We start from the raw sequence: 16,045 nt of genomic DNA, 5'->3' as shown, positions 1-16,045 counted from the left end.
GCATGCTGATCGGCGCAACGCTCGGGCGTTATTTCTCCTGGCAGTTCCTGAAGACCATCTTCATGGTTTTCGCGACGGTCTTCGCCCTCGTCTACACGCTCGACCTCGTGGAGCTGATGCGTCGTGCAGGCGATGCCGAGGGGGCGACCGCCGGCATGATGGCGCGCCTCGCCCTCTACCGGACGCCCACCATCGCGGAGCAGGTCTTGCCCTTCGCCGTGCTTTTCGGGAGCATGGTTTCCTTGTTGCAGCTCAGCCGCAAGCTGGAGCTGGTCATTGCCCGCGCGGCTGGCATTTCCGCCTGGCAATTCCTGCAACCGGGCCTCTTCGTGGCGCTGACCATCGGCATCTTTTCGGTGACGGTCTACAACCCGATGTCGGCCAACCTGAAGCAGCGCGCCGCGGCCCTGGAGACCCGGCTTTTCTCGCGGAGCTACCTTCCCAACGGGAAGGCGATCTGGCTGCGCCAGAAGAGCCTCGACGGGCAGGCCATTTTCCGCGCCAGCGGCTCGCTACCCGATGAGGCGACCCTGACGGGCGTCACGATCTATGCCTTCGACAACACGGGCTCCTTCAGCCAGCGAATCGAGGCCAAGGAGGCGACCCTTCACGAGGGCTTCTGGGAGCTGCGCGAGGCGCGCGTGCTCAGCGCCATCGAGGAGCCGCAATCCTACGACCAGTACATCATCGCATCGAATCTCCGACCTTCCGAGGTCCGCCGGAGCTTTATCGACCCCGATGCCGTTCCTTTCTGGAAACTGCAGGAGACCATCGAACGGCTGGAGAAGGCCGAGCTGAACACGACGCCGTATCGCCTCCGCTACGACACCCTTTTGGCGCGCCCGCTTCTGTTCATCGCCATGGTTTTCGTTGCAGCATCGGTGTCGTTAAGATTCTTTCGATTTGGTGGTGTAGCGATGATGGTTCTGGGTGGCGTCGCGGCCGGCTTCATGCTTTATGTCGCGACGGAACTCATGGCGGAGCTCGGAGCGGCTGGGATCATCAGCTCTGTGGTTGCGGCGTGGTTTCCCGCTGTCGTCGGTAGTCTCTTGGGGACACTGGCCTTATTACACCAAGAGGACGGTTAAACGTCCTTGAATGCAGGGCTCGGTAAGGAGTGGCAATGGCAAGGCTTAAGGCAACGATCGCAACGTCTGCGGTCGCGGTGGCGCTTCTCTGTGCCGTCGTGCCTGGGTCGGCTTTTGCCCAGAAGTCCCTGAACGAGACCCTGACCTCCAAGCTCCAGTCCGGCCAGGGCAAAGACCGTCTCCTCGTCGAGGCTAAGGCAATCGTCTACGACAACGACAAGAACACCATCGCGGCCTCCGGCGACGTCCAGATGAACTATCAGGGCAAGACGCTGCAGGCCGACCGGGTGATCTATGACCGGAACACCGGCCGCGTCTTTGCCGAGGGCAACGCGAAGCTGACCGATGCCACCGGCGCCGTCGTAACCGGCGAGCGATTCGAGCTGACGGACGATTTCAAGAACGGCTTCATCGATTCCCTCCGGGTCGTGCAGAGCACGGTCCAGGACGGCAAGCCGGTGACGACGCGCTTCTCCTCCCCCCGCGCCGAGCGAGCCGAGGGCGAGACCACGGTTTTCGAGCGCGGCACCTACACGGCCTGCGAGCCCTGTAAGGAAAACCCGGAAAAGCCGCCGCTCTGGCAGGTCAAGGCCGCCAAGATCATTCACAACAACAGCGAGCAGACGATCTATTACGAGGACGCGACCCTCGAGATCTTCGGCCTGCCGGTCGCTTACCTGCCCTATTTCTGGACGCCGGACCCGACGGTGAAGCGCAAGACCGGCTTCCTGTCGCCGCGCTACGTCTATTCCAGTTCGCTGGGCTTCGGCCTGCAGGTGCCCTTCTTCTGGGCCATCGCGCCGAATTACGATCTCACCCTCTCCCCGACCTATTTGAGCCGACAGGGCCTGCTCGGTCAGGCCGAATGGCGTCACCGCCTCGACAACGGCGCATACAACATCCGCGCGGCCGGCATCGATCAGCAGGACAGCAGCGCCTTCCTGCCCAGCCCCTTCGGACCGGGCGACCGCGACTTCCGTGGCTCGCTTGAGTCGGCCGGCATGTTCTACATCAACGACCGCTGGAAATGGGGCTGGGACGTCGCCCTTCTCTCGGACAAGTGGTTCCTGCAGAACTATCGCATCAAGAGCGAGAGCCTGAGCACCATCTACCTCAAGGAATCGATCTCCACCCTCTATCTTCAGGGCCAGGGAGACCGCTCCTTCTTCGATCTGCGGGGCTATTATTTCCAGGGCCTGTCGAGCACCGACTGGCAGAAGCAGCAGCCTGTCGTCCATCCCGTTCTCGACTACAACAAGCGCGTCACGCCGGCCGGCATCGGCGGCGAGTTTTCTCTCGACGTCAACGTGACGAGCCTGTCGCGCGAGGCCGCGGCATTCCAGCAGGCCGGCAAGCAGGGCCCACTCCTGTTCGGGCTTTACGAAACCTGCGCCGTCTTCGAGCGCGGCGTCTGTCTGGTGCGCGGCATGAGCGGCACCGACTCCCGCGCGTCTGTTTCGGCCTCGTGGCGGCGCGAGTTCATCGACCCGGTCGGCCAGGTCTGGACGCCTTTTGCCTACGTCCGCGCTGACAATTTTTGGTTCAAGCCTGACTTCAGCGGCTTCCAGAACATCGAACTGTCGAACTTCTTCACCGGTCGCGATGAATATGCCTTCCGCGGCATGCCGGGCATCGGCCTTGAATACCGCTTCCCGTTCGTCGCCGATCTCGGCACCTCCGGCACGCAGACGCTGGAGCCGATTGCCCAGATCATCGCGCGCCCCAACGAGACCCGGATCGGCCGCCTTCCCAACGAGGACGCGCAGAGCCTGATCTTCGACGACACGTCTCTGTTCAACTGGGACAAGTTCACCGGCTACGATCGCGCCGAGGGCGGCCTGCGCGCCAATGTAGGCCTGCAATACACGGTGACCGGCGCCGACGGTTTCTATGCGAACGTGCTGTTCGGCCAGTCCTATCAACTCGCGGGGCTCAACTCGTTCAGGACGAGCGATCTGGTGAATACCGGCGTCGAGTCCGGCTTGGATTCGGGTGCCTCAGACTATGTCGGCAGGTTCCAACTGTCCCCGAACCAGAATTTCTCGTTCATCACCCGCGCCCGGTTCGACCAGCATGATTTTGGGGTGAACCGTCTGGAAGCGGGCGTTACGGCGAACTTCAACCCGTATCTGCCGTTCTCGACCTCGCTGACCTATGCCCGCTATGCGGCTCAGCCGGCGATCGGCTTCGACCAGCGCCGCGAGGGCCTCCTCGCTTCGGCCACCTGGAACCTGACCCCGAATTGGTACGTTTCCGGCTCGGTTCTTCTCGATCTCGACCGTAACCTCCTGGCCCGTCAGACCTTCGCGCAGCAATTGTTCACGACCCCGGACACGGCCGTCTTCAACCACATGGACAAGGCCTACCTGACCTCGATGACGCTGGGCCTCGGCTATGCCGACGAGTGCACGACCCTCACGGTCAACTACACGGTCGCGCCGCGCAACATTGCGGTCACCTCGGGCGAGAAGGAACGGACGCATACCGTGCTCTTCCGTCTTGAGCTGCGCACTCTGGGCGAGGTCTCGTTCTCGCAGAACATCGGCAGTGCGAGTGCCAGCCAAGAAGGCGTAGCCGCCCAGTGACGGGCAGGGAACAACGTCCCCTCTTGCTGACTCAGGGCGATCCCGCCGGCATCGGCCCTGAACTGACCCTCACAGCCTGGCTCCGGCGAACCGACGCATCGCTGCCGCCGTTCGGCGTGATTGCTGACCCCGACCATCTGGCGAGAGTCGCCAAGGCCCTGGGATGGGACGTGCCGATCATGTCGGTCGAGCCCCCTTCCATTAAATCCGTGTTTGCCAAGGCATTGCCGGTAATCCCGCTCACACGGGCTGTCTCCGCCGAGCCGGGTAAGCACGATGCGGCCAACGCCGCTTCCGTCATCGAGTCTATCGAGACGGCCGTCCGCCTCGTCCGCGCGGGCGAGGCATCGGCGCTCGTGACGAACCCCATCGCCAAGCATGTGCTCTATGAGGCCGGCTTCCGGCATCCGGGCCATACGGAGTTCCTGGCGGCACTCGCCTCGGTCGGCGCGGCGCAGCCCTGCCACCCGGTGATGATGCTGTGGAGCGAGGAACTCGCCGTGGTGCCGGTCACGGTCCATATCCCGCTCGCCGATGTCCCTGCCGCCCTCACGACGGACCTCATAGTCCTCACCGGACGCATCGTGGCGCGGGAATTGCGGGGGCGCTTCGGCCTGCCGAACCCTCGCCTCGCGCTCGCTGGGCTCAATCCCCATGCGGGTGAAAGCGGCACGATGGGGCGGGAGGATCAAGAAATCATCACCCCCGCTGTTGCAACCTTGCGGGCGGAGGGCATCGAAGTCGCGGGGCCGCTGCCTGCCGACACCATGTTCCACGCCCGCGCGCGCAAGCGCTATGACGCAGCGCTCGCCATGTATCACGATCAGGCCCTCATCCCGATCAAGACCATCGCGTTCGACGAAGCGGTCAACGTGACCCTCGGCCTTCCCTTCGTGCGCACCTCGCCGGATCACGGAACCGCCTTCGACATTGCGGGCCGGGGTATCGCACGACCCGACAGCCTGATGGCCGCGATCCGCCTCGCCGCGCGCCTCGGCAGCAGGTCCGCCTCCCCATGAGCCAGATCGACAACCTGCCGCCCCTGCGCGAGGTGGTGCGCACCCATGGGCTCATGGCCAAGAAGTCACTGGGCCAGAACTTCCTGTTCGACCTCAACCTCACCAGCCGCATCGCCCGCTCGGCGGGGCCGCTGGAGGACGCCACCGTCATCGAAGTCGGCCCCGGCCCCGGCGGACTCACTCGTGCCATTCTCGCCGCCGGCGCGAAAAAGGTCATCGCCATCGAGCGCGATTCCCGGTGCCTTCCGGCGCTTGCGGAAATCGCAGCCTATTATCCGGGCCAGCTGGAGGTGATTGAGGCGGATGCGTTGGCCTTCGATCCGCGTCCCCTGATCGGGGACGGGCTTGTGCGCATCATCGCCAACCTCCCCTACAACGTGGGCACCGCGCTCCTCACCGGCTGGCTCACAGGCGAGGCCTGGCCGCCATGGTGGGCTTCACTGACGCTGATGTTTCAGCGCGAGGTGGCCGAGCGCATCGTGGCGGATGAGGAAGACCCCAAAAACTACGGGCGGCTGGGCGTGCTCTGCGGCTGGCGGACGGAGGCGCGCATTCTCTTCGACGTGCCACCCTCAGCCTTCGTGCCGCCGCCGAAGATCACATCGAGCATCGTGCATCTCACACCTCGTGCAGAGCCCCTGCCCTGCCGCGTCGGCGCGCTGGAGGTCATCACCCGCGCCGCCTTCGGACAGCGCCGCAAGATGCTGAGGCAGAGCCTGAAATCGATCACGCCCGATCCGTCCGCGCTCATTGCAGCAGCGGGTCTTGATGAAACGATCCGTGCGGAGAACGTGCCTGTCGCGGGCTATGTCGCGCTGGCGAACGCCTGGGACCAGGGCTTCAAGCGGTAGAAGGACTTTTAGTCCAGATTCTCAGAGAGAAGCCCTTGAACAAATTCGGGTAGACCGACGAGCCGATCACGTTTGAGGCGCTCGGCGGCCTGAATCGCTTTCAGGCTTTGATAGGACACACTGAGATCCTCGTTCACGATCACGTAGTCGTACTCGACCCAGCGTTCCATCTCGACGCGGGCGTTGACGAGGCGTTTGGCGATGACCTCGGGCGGATCCTCAGCTCGTCGCTCCAGCCGGGCCTTTAGCTCCTTAAAGCTCGGCGGCAGGACGAAAACGGTTACAACATCGTTGGGCAGCTTTTGGCGAACCTGCCGCGTCCCTTGATAATCGATATCGAAAACCATGTCCTGACCGGCGGCGAGCGTACGCTCCACCGGCTTACGCGGCGTGCCGTAGAAATTGCCATGGACTTCGGCCCACTCCAAAAGTTCATCGCGTTCGCGCATTGCGATGAACTCGTCCTTGTCGATGAAGTAGTAGTGACGCCCCTCGATTTCCGAAGGACGCTTCGGCCGCGTGGTGACAGATATCGACAGCACACCCGCTTTGTCATCGACGAGGTTCCGCGTCAGGGTCGTTTTGCCTGCGCCGGAGGGGGACGACAGGATAAGAATGAGGCCACGTCGCCCGACGACCGGGTTTGAATTAGCGCTCACGACCTCACTCCACATTTTGAACCTGCTCGCGGAATTGCTCGATAACGGCCTTCAATTCAAGACCGATCCGCGAGAGGGACACATCATTCGCCTTCGCACACAGGGTATTGGCCTCGCGGCCGAATTCCTGCGCCAGAAAATCGAGCCTGCGCCCCACCGGGCCGCCTTCATTGAGCAATCCGCACGCAGCGTCCACATGGGCGCGCAGGCGGTCGAGTTCTTCGCGAATGTCGGAGCGGGCGGCGATCAGCACCGCCTCCTGATGCAGCCGCGCCGGATCGAGCGCCGCCTTGCCTTCGAGTAGCTGATCGATGAGCGCTTCGAGCCGTGCCCGCACGGCCTCGGGCCGACGGGCGGGCGAGGAATCCGCCTCATCGACAAGGCCGGAAACGAGGTCGAGCTGCTGACGCAGCACGGAAGCCAGCGCCTTACCCTCGCGCAGGCGCGCGTCTTTCAGAGCCGCGATCAGCGATCCGATGCCCGCCTTCAGCGCTGCGGCAAGCACTTCGTCCAGACCCGGTTCGGTCGCATCCTCATCCAGCTCCACGACGCCGCGAACCGAGAGAAGGCCGTCGAGGGAGGCAGGCTTCACGCCGTCGGGCAGCTTCAGGTCGCCGATGGCGGCGAGGAGCGATTGTAGCACGTCCTGGTTCACGCGCAGCTTCGGCGCCGAGGATGCCTTGGTGATCGAGAGGTTCAGTTGCCCCTGCCCGCGGGTGAAGGCTTTGAGAATCTGATTGCGCGCGTCCTCACCGACCGCGTCGAGGCCGGAGGGGGTACGAACGCGAACCTCAAGCCCTCGTCCGTTCACGGTCTTGATTTCCCAGGCCCATTGATAAGGGCCGGTGATGCCGGCCTCGCGGGCGAAGCCGGTCATGCTCGCAATGGTCATGCGTTCAACCTCGGGCATGCTTGAAAAGACGGCGCGACCATAATCGGGGCCGCCTGACCCCACAAGCGCCAGCCCCGTCAGGGCTGCTTCAGAACAGGGACGTTCTTGGGATTATTGAGATCGTAGGTCTTGTTCTTCAGCGGATCCTTGTCGGTCCCTTCGCTGGCGTCGAAGGCGCGCGGGCGTGCGCCCGGCTTCAACGACCCCTTGCCTCCCGTCGGGTCGATAGTGCCGCGCAGGTCCGACTGCGGCGCGTCCGGCCCCGCGTTGGCATCGGGATCGGCCCGATCGACGCCGTTATCCGAGGCGGCGCGGCTCTTTTCGATCTGCCGCCAGCGGGTGACATTGCGCTGGTGCTGATCGAGGGTCTCGGCGAAGGTGTGACCGCCCGTGCCGTCGGCGACGAAGTACAGATCCTTGGTGCGAGAAGGATTGGCGACCGCCTCCAGCGCCGCCCGGCCGGGATTGGCGATGGGGCCTGGCGGCAGGCCTTCGATCACATAGGTGTTGTAGGGCGTCGGCGACTCGATCTCATTCTTCATGATGCCGCGGCCGAGCGTGCCCTTGCCGCCCACGAGGCCATACACGATGGTCGGGTCGGACTGGAGCTTCATGCGGCGCATGAGGCGGTTGATGAACACCCCCGCAACCCGCGTGCGCTCGTCGGCGCGGCCCGTTTCCTTCTCGACGACCGAGGCGAGGATGACGAGTTCCTGCGCGCTCTTGATCGGCAGTTCCGGCGAGCGGCGTTGCCAGATCTGGGCGAGTGCCTGGCGCTGGGCCGACTGCATGGTGTTGACGATCTGCTGACGCGTGGTGCCGCGCTCGAACTTGTAGGTATCGGGCAGGAGCGCCCCCTCACGCGGGGTCTCTGCGATTTCGCCAGACAGGATGTCGTTCTCGTAGAGCCGGGCCACGATCTGCTCGCTGGTCAGCCCCTCCGGAATCGTGACCGAATGCAGGATCGCCTTGCCCTGGGCGAGCGTGTCGATGGTGTCCTGGATGCTCGCGCCCGCTTTGAACTGGAACTCGCCGGCCTTCAGCTGGCCGCGCTGGCGGTTGATGAGGGCATAGGCTTCAAACAGCAGCGGCTGATTGATGACCCCTTCCTCTTTCAGGATATCAGCGATTTCGCTCGTGCCGGTATTGCGCGGGATGAGAACGACCTTGTCGTTCTGCAGCGGCCCCTTGGCGGTTACCTCGCGCTCAATCAGGGTGAACCCGACGACGGAGCCGATGGCGAGCGCAATGATGAGGGTCAGAAGCCCGCTCACCACGGAGAGAAGCCCGCCCCTTTCGCGGCGCAGCCGCGGCGGCGGCGGCGGGGCGGCCATGGGCTTGATCGCCTCGCTCGGCGATCTCGGCGCCACGCGCGGATGCTGCCCGTCGTGCGGCGGAAGCTCGGTCGGGGGTAACTGGTTCTGTTTTTTTCTGCCGAACATCACGTCGCTTTTCTGGTGCCGACCGGTGGCCTCTCGGGTCGTCCGACACCCTAATGGGGATTATGGCGAAAAGCCGTAACGTAGAGCTGTTATCCTCAGGAGACCCGGCGGAAAATCAACGACGCGTTGGTACCGCCGAACCCGAAGGAGTTAGACAGCGCGACATTGATCTCCTTCCGCTTCGCCTTGTGGGGAACAAGGTCGATGGCGGTTTCGACGGACGGATTGTCGAGGTTGAGCGTCGGCGGAACGATGCCGTCGCGCATCGCGAGGATGGAGAAAATCGCCTCCACCGCGCCTGCAGCACCCAGCAGGTGACCGACGGCCGACTTGGTCGAGGACATGGCGAGCTTGCCCGCCGCATTGCCGACGATCCGCTCGACCGCCTTCAGCTCGATCTCGTCACCGAGTGGGGTCGAGGTGCCGTGGGCGTTGATGTAGTCGATCTCGGAGGCCGAGATGCCCGCGCGCTTGATGGCGGCGGCCATGCAGCGATAGGCGCCGTCACCGTCTTCCGACGGCGAGGTGATGTGATAGGCGTCGCCCGACAGGCCGTAGCCGATGACTTCGGCATACATCTTGGCGCCGCGCGCCTTGGCGTGTTCGTACTCTTCGAGCACCACCACGCCCGCGCCCTCGCCCATGACGAAGCCGTCACGGTCCTTGTCGTAGGGGCGCGAGGCCTTGGTCGGCTCGTCATTGAAAGCCGTGGAGAGAGCGCGGCAGGCGGCAAAGCCCGCGAGAGAGAGCCGGTTGATCGGCGATTCCGTGCCGCCGGCCACCATCACATCCGCATCGCCGAACGCGATCAGGCGGGCCGCGTCGCCAATGGCGTGCGAGCCGGTGGAGCAGGCGGTGACGACCGCGTGGTTCGGGCCCTTCAGGCCGTGCTCAATGGAAACGTAGCCGCCCGCCAGGTTGATAAGGCGGCCGGGAATGAAGAACGGCGAGATGCGGCGCGGGCCACGCTCGATCAGAATCTGCGAGGCCTCATAGATGCCACCGATACCGCCTATGCCGGAGCCGATGAGCACGCCGGAGGCGCACTGGTCTTCATAGGTCGTGGGCTTCCAGCCCGCGTCGTTGAGCGCCTGGGTCGCCGCCGACATGGCGTAGACGATGAACGGATCGACCTTGCGCTGCTCCTTCGGCTCCATCCACTGGTCGGGATTGAAGGTGCCGTTGGAGCCGTCGCCGAAGGGAACTTGGGCGGCGATGCGACAGGCGAGGTCACCGGTCTCAAAGCCTTCGACCTTCTTTGCGCCGCTCTTGCTATCGAGGATTTGCGACCATGTCTCTTCCACCCCGCAAGCGAGGGGGCTGACCATGCCTAGACCCGTGACGACAACACGACGCATGCTATATCCTGTCTTCTGAATAAAATTCGGGCGTCGGATCACTTGATCCGACGCCCCATGGCTTTTTAGGCCGCGTTCTTCTCGAGGAACTTGATGGCGTCGCCGACCGTCACGATGGTCTCGGCCGCATCGTCCGGGATCTCGACGTTGAACTCTTCCTCGAAGGCCATCACGAGCTCGACGGTATCAAGGCTGTCGGCGCCCAGGTCGTCGATGAAGTTGGCATTGTCGGTCACCTTCTCGGCGTCGACGCCCAGGTGCTCGACAACGATCTTCTTCACGCGATCAGCGACGTCACTCATCGTATTTTTCCTCAGTGGCTGCCGCCTCGGAATTGGGCGGGTCAAGAAATCGAAATTAGATCAGCTGCTCAGCCGACAACGCTGGAACCGCTACCTTGCGCCGTGCAAAGCCGCATTTTTCCGCGCCGGTCAACCCCTCCGACCTGAATCGAGAAAATCCTTAACACAAGCTTATCGCCTCTGGCGAGGGGTGTCGGACTTTCGCAAACAGATTCCGTCAGAGGGGCTAAGCCCCTCTAGAACATAGCCATTCCGCCGTTCACGTGCAGGGTGTGCCCCGTCACGTAAGCAGCTTCGGTGGACGCAAGATACACCACGGACGACGCAATTTCATCACCCTGGCCCAGGCGTCCCATGGGGATAGTCCCCAAAATACCCTCACGCTGCTTCTCGTTGAGAACGTCCGTCATGGGCGACTCGATGAAGCCGGGGGCCACGCAGTTGACCGTGATATTGCGGCTGGCGACCTCCGCCGCAAGGGCCTTGGTCATGCCGATGAGGCCGGCCTTGGACGCGGCATAGTTGCCCTGCCCCGGATTGCCGGTGGAGCCGACGACCGAGCCGATATTGACGATGCGGCCATGGCGGCGGCGCATCATGCCCTTCACGGCGGCGCGGGAAAGGCGGAAGGCGGCCGTGAGGTTGACGGCGATCACCGTGTCCCACTCCTCGTCCTTCATGCGCATGAAGAGGTTGTCGCGCGTCACGCCCGCGTTGTTGACCAGGATGTCGAGACCGTCCATGGCGGCCTCAGCCGCCGGAACGAGCGCCTCGACCGAGTCCTTGTCGGAGAGATTCGCCTCGACGATATGGACGCGCTCGCCCAGCGACGCGGCGAGTTCTTCGAGCGCGCTGCGGCGGGTGCCGGACAGGGTGACGATGGCGCCTTGCTGGTGCAACGCGCGGGCGATGGCGCCGCCGATGCCGCCGGTAGCCCCGGTCACGAGAGCCTTGCGGCCGGTAAGATCGAACATGGGAAGGCTCTCCTGTTATCCTTGCAGGGACGCTTTGAAGGCGGCGACATCCTCAGGGGTGCCGATGGCAGCCGACGAGGCCCCCGCCGCGATGCGCTTGACGAGTCCGGTCAGCACCTTGCCGGAGCCGACCTCGTAGAATGAATCAACCCCTTGAGCTGCCATATAGGCGACGCTCTCGCGCCAGCGCACGGTGCCCGTGACCTGACGCACCAGGGCGTCGCGGATCGCGTTGGGGTCGGTGATGGGGGCCGCTTCCACGTTGGCGACGACCGGCACGACAGGCGCGTTCACGGTCACCTTCGCCAAAGCCTCGCGCATCGCCTCCGCAGCAGGCGCCATGAGCGCGCAATGGAAGGGGGCGGACACGGCCAGCATCACCGCGCGTTTCGCGCCCTTTTCCTGGGCGATGACGACCGCCCGCTCCACCGCCGCCTTGTGGCCGGACACCACGACCTGCGCGCCGCCATTGTCGTTGGCTGCGTCACAAACCTCGCCCTGAGCCGCCGCCTTGGCGACTTCGAGCGCCGCGTCGTATTCGAGCCCGAGGAGCGCCGCCATCGCGCCCTGCCCCACCGGCACCGCGTTCTGCATGGCGTTGCCGCGAATGCGCAAAAGCCGCGCCGTGTCGGCGATGGAAAGGCTGCCGGCGGCGGCAAGCGCCGAATATTCGCCGAGCGAGTGGCCCGCGACGTAAGTCGCGTGCTTCTTCAGGTCGAGCCCGGCCTCCGCCTCCAGCACGCGGATCGCGGCGAGGCTGACGGCCATCAGGGCGGGCTGCGTGTTCGCGGTGAGCGTCAGGTCCTCGGCAGGACCGTCCCACATGATAGCGGAGAGCTTTTGCGAGAGGGCGTCATCCACCTCGTCGAAAACCGCCTTGGCCTGCGGAAAGTTTTCCGCGAGAGCCTTGCCCATCCCGACCGCCTGGCTTCCCTGCCCCGGAAAGATGAATGCGCGCTTCATGCCGAGCCGCCTTTGTCTGTTGAAAACCCGCGCGGAACTGGCATTGCGGCGAAGTTTAGTCAAGCGCGGTGGGGGTTGGGGCGAGGCTTGATGCGTGGACAGTTTGGGCTCGTCGTTCCTCTTAACGCCCCACCACTGTCCCGGCCATGATCGTTTATTCCCTCCCCTTCACGACGCAAAGGCGGAGCGTCCTTGTCCGGGCGCTCTCCGGAGCTGGACGGATAGGCGAGGGTCGCGCGGCCCATCTTTGAACACACAATTCTCACGTGCGTCCGCGCACGTGGCGGAAAAATACCGTTTGTTCACATGGGTCGCTAGGGAAATCACTTGCCTAGGAAAGTCGTGAACGGAAGTCCCGGGTTTGAAGGGCTTCTGACCATGTCAACTTTCGCCCCCGCGCGCGGTCGCGCTCTCAAGGGGCAAGCGCGAGACGAGGAGAGCCAAGCCATGCCTGCACCTGTTTCTTGGGGAGCCAGAATCGACGCCAGCAGCACCGATGACGGCACGCAATATCACTCGAATTTCACGGCGCTCAAAGACGGCACCTTCGTCGCGGTATGGGCCGACAACGGCAATGACGCCGACACCGATGTTTGGGGCCAGCTCTTCAATGCGGACGGCAGCAAGAAGGGAGATGCCTTCAAGGTCAACACCGTGGACAGCGGTTACCAGATCAACCCCGTCGTCACGGCGCTGAAGGGCGGCGGCTTCGCCGTGGCGTTCGCATCGTACAACGGAACCAACATGGACGTGCGGGCGCGCGTCTTTGACCAAAATGCGCAGCCGGTCAACGCCAATGAGATTACTTTCGGGAGTGCGGCCGGCGATCAGACCAAGCCGGCTATTGCCGCCTTCGGCGACGGATTCCTCGTGTCCCACCTCGGCTATAACGGCACCACTGGTGTTTCGAACTTTGTGTTCGGTGCAACCGGCGGCGTGGTCGGGACAACGATGATCATAGGCGGGACATACCAATCCCCGTCTGTGGCGGTCACTGACTTCGGTCGTTACAAAGGCCTCTTCCTCACCGCCGCGCTGGCGTCCGATAACAGCATCTTGGTGCGCTCCCAGAGCGCCAGCGCCATCGATCAGGAGTGGACTATCCCGGTTGATCCGAACCTCATCCGTTCGGACGTGCGCATCACGGCGCTCAAGGACGGAAAGTTCATCGTCACCTGGATCGCATCCGACCCCTTCTCCACGGACACCGTCCAAACCATCATCTATGGTGCCGACGGGGTTGCTTCGCAAACCATCGACCTTCTGTCGGGAGGGCGGCGTTACGAGAAGACGGCCGTGACGGTGCTGGCCGACGGCGGCTTCGCCATCGCCGTCCAGAAAACCTCGAACGACATCATCGCCCGCGCCTTCGCCAGCAACGGAACCGCCACGGGCGATTCCTTCACGGTCCATCCGAACGGAAATGCCGGCATGCAAACCGACCCGACGATCACGGGGCTCGCGGACGGGCGTTTCGTCGTGGGCTGGGCGGATGACGGCGGCGGCCCCGGCGGCCCGCCGAGCCACATCAAGGCCCAGATCTTCGATCCGCGGAGCCCCGGCATCAACTGGACCGGGACCGATGGAAGCGAACAGTTCGCGGGCACCAACGGCGCGGACGTCCTGCGTGGCGGCGGGGGTGACGACAGCCTCTCTGGCGGCGCCGGTAATGACGATCTTCATGGTGAGGATGGAAGCGACCGGCTGGACGGCGGCACGGGCCGCGACACGCTCACCGGCGGCGCGGGCGACGACATTTACGTGATCGACGCAGAAGATATTCTTATCGAGCAGGCCAATGGCGGGACCGATACCATCTTTGCCGGCTTCTCTTACGTCCTCGGCGCCACCTTTGAGAACCTGTCGGCCCTGGAAACCGGGGCGATCAATCTCACCGGCAACGACAGCGCCAACACAGTCACCGGCAATGCTTCAGCGAACGTGCTCAACGGCCTTAGCGGCAACGACATGCTGATCGGCGGCGCGGGCAACACGTTGGCGGGCCTCGGCCTCGATACGCTGACCGGAGGTGTGGGCAAGGACATTTTCGTCTTCGACACCAAGCTCAACAAGAAGACGAATCTCGACCGGGTGCTCGACTTCAATGTCCGGGACGACAGCATCTATCTCGAGAACAAGTACATGACGAAGATCGGAAAGGGCACGCCCAAGAAGCCGCTGAAGATCGACAAGAAGGCGTTCTGGGTGGGCAGCGGCGCGCACGATGCCGACGACAGGATCATCTACAACAAGAAGACCGGCGTTCTTTCCTACGACGCGGATGGGACCGGCAGCATCAAGGCGGTGGAGATCGCCGTTTTGTCGAAGAACCTCAAGATGACCTACGCGGACATCTTCGTGATCTGATCCACAGCTGCCGTAACACGAACAATGTCGTCGTGGCCGGGCTTGTCCCGGCCATTTCGATCCTCGACTCTCAGCGAGCCCGGGGATGACAGAGGCAAAGGGTCCACGCCTTCACCGCCGCAATCGCCCGCACGAGCGCCACGGCCTGCCGCCGGAGATCCGGATGCGCAATGGCCTTGAAGGCGCGTCGAAAGCCTACTTCTGGATCACGCGCCAAAGATGGTTCGTGAATTTTCCTGCATCCAGAAAGTAATTTGGGTAAGCAGAGCGTAATTGATCCAAGGAGTCGGCAGATACTAGAACGACGTTTCGGTTTCGAGCGGTGGCTTCCTTCTCCGCTTCTTCGTACCAAGCATTCGCTGTCTTGATCTCACCTCGGAAGAAGCCTTCGGCATAGATTTTGTTTGCTTTATAGTCGTATTGAAGGAGAAAATATCTCGCGTGCTTCTCGAAGTGGCCTAACTCATAAACGGCATGGCTGTACGCATCGAGTGTCTGGACAGCCCTAAGCTGCTTGGCGAGATGCCGGATTTCATAGACACGATCCGAACGCCGCTCTGGGGTTCCTGGAACGACAGCAGTACCCTCCATCTCGGCAAACTCAGAAGACATTAGCGCAAAGAGACGCAGCCAATCCTGGTCTCCGACATTCGCCTTGAGGGCGTGTCCAGTGAACATCCCCACAGTCTCAACCGCAGTTGCCCAGGCATGTTGAAGCCTAGTGCGGATCTGCATTTCGACCCGATGCTTATTAAAAACATCGGTTCCGCCCGGCGTGTTCTGGAATTGGTAGATTAAGTGGTGGCTTCTATATCCGGTAGGCTTTGGGTTGTCGATGTACGGGCTTTGCCACCTGAACATATGCTCGAAGTCGTTTCTCTCTTTGTAGATCTCGAGTAGGCGATTTACTTCTGCCATGGATTTCATGACGGCGCGGCAACCGCCAATGTCCTGAATTTGGGTCAAATCCATTGTGTCGTTAGTACGCAACTTCTCTCTGACCGATTGCAGGCGCTTGATCCGACCGACAACTAAGGCGGTCTTTTGCACTCGCCTCGCATGCCGCCTTAGATCAAGCCTTATCCGTGCGAGGGGGAAGTCATGCGACTGACGCCAGTTATTGATGACCCGATAGACCCATAGAGCCTCATCCCCCGGCGTGACAGTCCCACGCAGGACATCGCCAGCCCTATCGGCTTGGTTCCTTGAGAACTCCGGGGCAGTCCAATTCTCCATATCGGCAAGCGCCAGAAGCCATTCTTCTTCCTCGCAATCGAGGGGCGGCCCTAGCTCCACCGAGATCGCGGCAAGGGTCATCAGCTACCCTCCTGCGATGTTAGGAATAACATTTGGGTACGCGAAGTATAATATCCCGCATTATTCCTGAGATGGATATGGTGAGGCTGTCCCGGCCCACCGAGGGGCAGCGCTCGCGAGGCGTCGTGAATTGTGGGGTCGGGCACGGTCCCGCGGCTGGGGGAAACGCAACCCCACCCGGCGGGAGGCCCAGGCCAAGCTGCCATCGAGCCGGACCGCACACCGCGC

Annotated in this window: 13 protein-coding genes; 5 read left to right on the top strand and 8 right to left on the bottom strand. The window is 63.0% G+C overall.

The annotated features are described in order from the left end of the window. The first annotated feature begins 2 nt into the window (after window positions 1-2). From lptG to rsmA, 4 genes are read left to right on the top strand one after another with little or no spacing between them, the layout of a single operon-like run. Window positions 3-1,088 (top strand): LPS export ABC transporter permease LptG, encoded by a 1,086-nt coding sequence (gene lptG / locus HB375_RS10690; protein WP_167672968.1) that lies wholly within the window; start codon window positions 3-5, stop codon window positions 1,086-1,088. 35 nt (window positions 1,089-1,123) lie between these two features. Further along, window positions 1,124-3,673, top strand: a complete 2,550-nt coding sequence (locus HB375_RS10685) for an LPS-assembly protein LptD (RefSeq protein WP_167672967.1) — start codon at window positions 1,124-1,126, stop codon at window positions 3,671-3,673. Then, on the top strand, window positions 3,670-4,692 hold the full coding sequence (gene pdxA / locus HB375_RS10680) for a 4-hydroxythreonine-4-phosphate dehydrogenase PdxA (protein WP_167672966.1): 1,023 nt from the start codon (window positions 3,670-3,672) through the stop codon (window positions 4,690-4,692). The genes HB375_RS10685 and pdxA overlap by 4 nt, the downstream gene beginning before the upstream one ends. After that, window positions 4,689-5,543, top strand: a complete 855-nt coding sequence (gene rsmA / locus HB375_RS10675) for a 16S rRNA (adenine(1518)-N(6)/adenine(1519)-N(6))-dimethyltransferase RsmA (protein ID WP_167672965.1) — start codon at window positions 4,689-4,691, stop codon at window positions 5,541-5,543. The genes pdxA and rsmA overlap by 4 nt, the downstream gene beginning before the upstream one ends. A gap of 8 nt (window positions 5,544-5,551) precedes the next feature. On the opposite strand, the gene gmk is transcribed toward rsmA, so the two are convergent. From gmk to fabD, 7 genes are all read right to left on the bottom strand, one after another. Further along, on the bottom strand, window positions 5,552-6,202 hold the full coding sequence (gmk, locus tag HB375_RS10670) for a guanylate kinase (RefSeq protein WP_425515171.1): 651 nt from the start codon (window positions 6,200-6,202) through the stop codon (window positions 5,552-5,554). A gap of 4 nt (window positions 6,203-6,206) precedes the next feature. Next, complete coding sequence (locus HB375_RS10665; protein WP_167672963.1) at window positions 6,207-7,094, bottom strand: YicC/YloC family endoribonuclease; 888 nt, start codon at window positions 7,092-7,094, stop codon at window positions 6,207-6,209. Window positions 7,095-7,171: 77 nt separating this feature from the next. Continuing rightward, window positions 7,172-8,536 (bottom strand): endolytic transglycosylase MltG, encoded by a 1,365-nt coding sequence (mltG, locus tag HB375_RS10660; RefSeq protein WP_167672962.1) that lies wholly within the window; start codon window positions 8,534-8,536, stop codon window positions 7,172-7,174. Window positions 8,537-8,631: 95 nt separating this feature from the next. Next, entirely contained in the window at window positions 8,632-9,894 is a 1,263-nt protein-coding gene (gene fabF / locus HB375_RS10655; protein ID WP_167672961.1) for a beta-ketoacyl-ACP synthase II, read from the bottom strand. Between the two features lie 65 nt (window positions 9,895-9,959). After that, window positions 9,960-10,196, bottom strand: coding sequence for an acyl carrier protein (locus tag HB375_RS10650; RefSeq protein ID WP_167672960.1), 237 nt, complete (start codon window positions 10,194-10,196; stop codon window positions 9,960-9,962). Window positions 10,197-10,432: 236 nt separating this feature from the next. Continuing rightward, window positions 10,433-11,170: a 3-oxoacyl-[acyl-carrier-protein] reductase gene (gene fabG, locus HB375_RS10645; RefSeq protein ID WP_167672959.1), complete on the bottom strand. Its 738-nt coding sequence runs from the start codon at window positions 11,168-11,170 to the stop codon at window positions 10,433-10,435. A gap of 15 nt (window positions 11,171-11,185) precedes the next feature. After that, window positions 11,186-12,133, bottom strand: a complete 948-nt coding sequence (gene fabD / locus HB375_RS10640; protein ID WP_167672958.1) for an ACP S-malonyltransferase — start codon at window positions 12,131-12,133, stop codon at window positions 11,186-11,188. 447 nt (window positions 12,134-12,580) lie between these two features. Between fabD and HB375_RS10635 the strand changes: the two genes are divergently transcribed. After that, complete coding sequence (locus HB375_RS10635) at window positions 12,581-14,500, top strand: calcium-binding protein (protein WP_167672957.1); 1,920 nt, start codon at window positions 12,581-12,583, stop codon at window positions 14,498-14,500. 195 nt (window positions 14,501-14,695) lie between these two features. Here HB375_RS10635 and HB375_RS10630 read toward each other — a convergent pair whose 3' ends face one another. After that, window positions 14,696-15,817, bottom strand: a complete 1,122-nt coding sequence (locus HB375_RS10630; protein WP_167672956.1) for a RelA/SpoT domain-containing protein — start codon at window positions 15,815-15,817, stop codon at window positions 14,696-14,698. Between the last annotated feature and the right edge of the window lie 228 nt (window positions 15,818-16,045).

Source organism: Microvirga terricola (genome assembly GCF_011777495.1).
Classification (GTDB): domain Bacteria; phylum Pseudomonadota; class Alphaproteobacteria; order Rhizobiales; family Beijerinckiaceae; genus Microvirga; species Microvirga terricola.
This window is presented reverse-complemented; position numbering and strand designations above follow the sequence as displayed.